Origin of the sequence: Autumnicola edwardsiae (assembly GCF_031846505.1) — a bacterium.
GTDB classification, from domain to species: Bacteria; Bacteroidota; Bacteroidia; order Flavobacteriales; family Flavobacteriaceae; genus Autumnicola; species Autumnicola edwardsiae.
The window spans coordinates 1-4,313 of sequence record NZ_JAVRHP010000152.1; the positions used below are offsets into that span (position 1 = coordinate 1).

General features: G+C 35.7%; 4 protein-coding genes. 3 read left to right on the top strand and 1 reads right to left on the bottom strand.

Going from position 1 to position 4,313, the window contains the following annotated elements; translation table 11 throughout:
• The first annotated feature begins 22 nt into the window (after window positions 1-22).
• From RM529_RS16040 to RM529_RS16050, 3 genes are all read left to right on the top strand, one after another.
• Window positions 23-1,255 carry a DUF748 domain-containing protein gene (locus RM529_RS16040; protein WP_311485758.1) on the top strand — a complete coding sequence of 411 codons (1,233 nt, stop codon included), beginning with the start codon at window positions 23-25 and terminating at the stop codon, window positions 1,253-1,255.
• A 35-nt stretch (window positions 1,256-1,290) separates the two neighbouring features.
• Window positions 1,291-2,043 (top strand): SpoIIAA family protein, encoded by a 753-nt coding sequence (locus RM529_RS16045; RefSeq protein WP_311485759.1) that lies wholly within the window; start codon window positions 1,291-1,293, stop codon window positions 2,041-2,043.
• A gap of 103 nt (window positions 2,044-2,146) precedes the next feature.
• Window positions 2,147-2,977, top strand: a complete 831-nt coding sequence (locus tag RM529_RS16050) for a phospholipase A (RefSeq protein ID WP_311485760.1) — start codon at window positions 2,147-2,149, stop codon at window positions 2,975-2,977.
• Window positions 2,978-2,987: 10 nt separating this feature from the next.
• On the opposite strand, the gene RM529_RS16055 is transcribed toward RM529_RS16050, so the two are convergent.
• Complete coding sequence (locus tag RM529_RS16055) at window positions 2,988-4,043, bottom strand: adenylate/guanylate cyclase domain-containing protein (RefSeq protein ID WP_311485761.1); 1,056 nt, start codon at window positions 4,041-4,043, stop codon at window positions 2,988-2,990.
• Window positions 4,044-4,313 lie beyond the last annotated feature (270 nt).

The window sequence follows — 4,313 nt, forward strand, 5'->3', positions numbered from 1 at the left end:
GGGTCGCTAAAACAATTTCAGTATGAATTCAAAAAAACGTCCGTTCTATAAAAAAAAGAAGGTGCTTATTCCTTTAATCATTCTCTTGATCCTCATTGGTGCGAGATTGTATCTTCCAACCTGGGTAAAAGGCTACATAAACGACGTACTGGCAGATATCCCCGGATATTATGGTCAGGTAGATGATGTGGATCTTTCCCTATATCGCGGCGCATATTCTATTAATGGAATGTACCTGAATAAAGTTGATGCAGAAACTCAGATTCCCTTTCTCAAATTTCCGGAAACCGATATTTCCATAGAATGGAATGCGCTTTTTAAGGGTGCTATTGTTGCTGAAATTATTATGAACAGTCCGGAAGCTATTTATGTCCTGGAAGATCAAAAGACCGCACCTAACGAAGAATCTGCCGATGTGGATGACTGGACAAATGCCTTAAAAGATATCGTTCCGCTGGAAATAAACCATTTTGAAGTTTATGATGGAACAATTGCCCTGGTAGGGCTTATGGCTGAACCCAATATCGACCTTCAGATTAATGAACTGCAGCTTTCTGCCAGAAATTTACGCAACGTTATTGAGAAAGATCGGGTGTTACCCTCCCCTATTACCGCTACCGGAGTATCATTTGGAGGTGGAACGGTGAAATTAGACGGGAATATGAATCTTTTTCAAGAAATCCCCGATATGGATATTTCCTTTTCCCTGGAAAAATCTGAAGCAAAAGCCCTGAACGAGCTTACCAGCTATTTTGCAGGACTGGATTTTGAATCTGGAACTTTTGAATTATATAGTGAAATTGCCATCGCAGATGGATACCTGAAAGGCTACTTAAAACCTATGCTTACCAATACCACCATGATTGGCGAAGAAGATGGTTTTCTGGAAACCCTTTGGGAAGGTTTTACCAGTTTTTTTAAATTTATACTAAAGAATAAAGGAACAGACACCATTGCTACTGAAGTGCCTATAGAAGGAGACCTTAACAACACGCAAGCGGGGGTTTGGCCTACCATTGGCGGAATCTTCAAGAACGGTTGGTTCAAAGCTTTTAAAGGGGAAACCGATGAAAGTATTGAATATAAGGATGCGTTTCGGGATGCGAAAGAAAGTGGTAAACTTTCAAAAGAGCAAAAGGAGAATTTAACTTCAGAAGAGAAAAAAAAGCTTAGAAAAGAATTAAAGGAAGAACAGAAGAAAGATACTACCGCCGGCTTTTTCAAGCGCCTTTTTGGTGGCGATGATGATTCATAAAATTAAAAATAGTATTAATTAAAAATTCAACAACTATGCTCAATCTCAAAAAAATTGAAAACTACGACATCTATAGTTTCGAAATTTCAGATGATATTTCTGAAAAGGAAATGCACGAATTTATGAAGTTACTGGAAACAAAAGCTTCTGATAAAAAAATTAAACTTCTGGGGATTTTCAATGAATTTCCGGGATTTGAAAATTTTAAAGCTTTTAACGAAACCCTGAAGATAAAATCAAAGGCTTTCAATGCCATTGAAAAATATGCCATTCTAACTGATAAATCCTGGCTGGAAGCTTTACTGCCTATAGGTAATATGTTAACTCCAAACATACCCATGAAAAGCTTCAAACTGGATGAAAGAACAGAAGCTATAGAATGGCTGGATGACGATTTAAACAATACAGTGAACGCCAGGGAGCATTTAACGAACATGGAAATTGAAAAAATTTCAGGCACTCAAATCTATCGTTTTGTAATAGATGAACGTTTGGACGAACCTGGGGTTGAGGCATTATATGAAATTTTCAAGGATGACCAAAAAGACCAGATAAAACTTATGGCCGTTCTTAAAAACTTTAAAGCTTATAAAGATATAAATGTTATACTCTCAGGTATAAAAGTAGATGTTGCTGCTCTAAATAAAATTGCAAGGTACGCTATCTTGACCGATGAAAAATGGATTGCCAGCGTCTCAGAAATGGAAGGTAAGATCTTTAAAAATATAAATATAAAAGCCTTTCCTCTTGATAAAGAACATGAAGCTATGGATTGGCTTAAAGAATAAAAACCTGTAAAAGATCAACAACTTCAAATTTGGTTAGTTGAAGTTTGAAGAGTGTCGCAGCCCAGCCTTAACGGCGCGACACTTTTCTATTATTAGATAAATTATGAAAAAATTACTATTCAGTTGTATTATAACCAGTATAGCATTTTGTTTCCAGAATCTATATAGCCAGGGAATTACAGAAAAAATGGTGGATTCACTTATTAAAGAAGCACCTGCGTTTTCCATTCATAAAGATAATTTCTTTATTTCGGGAGTGCCCTTAAATGAAGAAATCACAAAGAGCACTGCTGATGCCAAATATCAGATAAGTTTTAAACAGCTTATGACCCGTAATACCCTGCCATGGGATACCTACCTCTTTCTCACTTATACTCAGAAAGCCTTTTGGAATATTTACGAAAATTCGAGTCCATTCCAGGAGATCAATTTCAATCCCTCCATAGGTTTTGGAAAACCAGTTTATAATAAGAATAATAGGCTTGTTGGCCTTGCTTCTCTTATGCTCGAGCACGAATCTAATGGCAGGGACAGTATTTTTTCCAGAAGTTGGAATAGTGTAAACCTTGAGTATTCTTTTATGCTAAACCCCAAATTAAAATTAACGACAGAAGCCTGGCTACCATTCTCCTATAAAACCGGAAACCCCGATCTATTGGATTATATAGGACTTGCGGAAGCAAACCTGGAATACGATATTATTCCGAAGAAGTTTATGGCGGAACTTATGCTAAGAAAAGGACTCGAATGGAACTGGAAAGGAGCTTATCGTGCCAGAATTTTTTATCGCCCATTTAAAATGTCCAATCAGTATTTTATGCTGGAGTGGTTTAATGGGTATTCTGAAAGCCTTGTAAACTATACTGAACATGTTAATATGATTAGAGTAGGCTATGTAATCAAGACAAATGAGCTGGATATTTTGAAGCAGTAAAATATAAGCCTTAGTAGGATTGATTTAAACTATAAATTTTTATAGCTTCATTTTTTCCCTTTAGTCGAATATTACCCTCATATTCAAATTTAAAGTCCTCTGTCTCGGTAATATTTTTTAAAATATCTTCAGACATTAAAAAATCTTTTCCCATAGCATTGCATTCCTCCTGAATTCTGGAAGCGGTATTAATGGTGTTGCCATGATAGGCAATTTCCCTCTTAATCTCTCCCACCTCAGCCACAGTTATTTTTCCAATATGCATCCCGGCCTTGAATTCAGGAACAGTTTCATACATTTCTATGTAATAATTTCTTTTATTAAGAATTTTTTCCTGAAAGGCCAGATATGCTTTTATGCAGCGGTTGTCTTTAAGGCCTGCTTGTTTTTTCCAGGTTAGCACCACCTCATCTCCCACATACTGATAAACTTCTGCCTTATAAAATTCAACCACAGAAACAGCTTTAAAACAATCCTGGATTAGCTCACTGTATTTAATATGCCCCAGTTTTTCAGCAATACTGGTTGAGGATCGCAGATCCATAAACATAAAAATTCGCTCCTCTTCCTTTGGGGAGTAAAACTTTCCAGTGAGCATTTTTCTTAAGTTACCAGGACCAAATTTTTTGTCTATCTCAGAAATAAAGTTTATTGAGGAAGCTATAAGAAAACAGTACAACATAATGGGCAGCATTTCTTTTGAAAAGAGCAATTCTATATAGAGTTTTACATGAAGATCTTCTTCTAAGATACCGGCAAAAACTACTATAGCAAAACTCAAAAGCGAGAAAATAGCTATGAGATAGCTCAGCGAACCCAGCAATAAAGCAAATCCTAAACTCACAAACTTGTATATGAATTTGTCAAAAATGAACTGAAGGCTACCAAATATAATTCCCGCTATAACTCCTAAAATTAAATGAACACCTATTTGCTGATAAATTCCGAAAGGGATATAATCTTTAATTACCACCTGTCCAAATTCTCTCAGGAATGTAAAACCCCCAATTGCAACAACCCATACAACTATATAAACAAGAACTCTTAACAAATACTTTTGATACATTAATAAGATTTAATTGTCACAAATTAACCTTTATTCCTTTCAAAATCAGGATAAAATTATTTCAAAAATGTTTTTTTCCAAAATTTGGCACTCTAGCAAATCAATAGAACATAGCATCAAATGAATTCAATAATAGTAAAAGTTATAAGTTTTTAAAAAAGCCAAATTCTGTACCTATTCTGTACCCATTGTAAAAAAGAAAGGCCTCACATTTCTGTGAAGCCTTGTCTTTGCTAGTAGCGGGAACTGGACTCGAACCAGTGACCTTCG

Bases quoted from the DNA above. Each gene is read 5' to 3' on its own strand.
- RM529_RS16040 (WP_311485758.1), top strand. From the start codon at position 23: ATGAATTCAAAAAAACGTCCGTTCTATAAAAAAAAGAAGGTGCTTATT.
- RM529_RS16045 (WP_311485759.1), top strand. From the start codon at position 1,291: ATGCTCAATCTCAAAAAAATTGAAAACTACGACATCTATAGTTTCGAA.
- RM529_RS16050 (WP_311485760.1), top strand. From the start codon at position 2,147: ATGAAAAAATTACTATTCAGTTGTATTATAACCAGTATAGCATTTTGT.
- RM529_RS16055 (WP_311485761.1), bottom strand. From the start codon at position 4,043: ATGTATCAAAAGTATTTGTTAAGAGTTCTTGTTTATATAGTTGTATGG.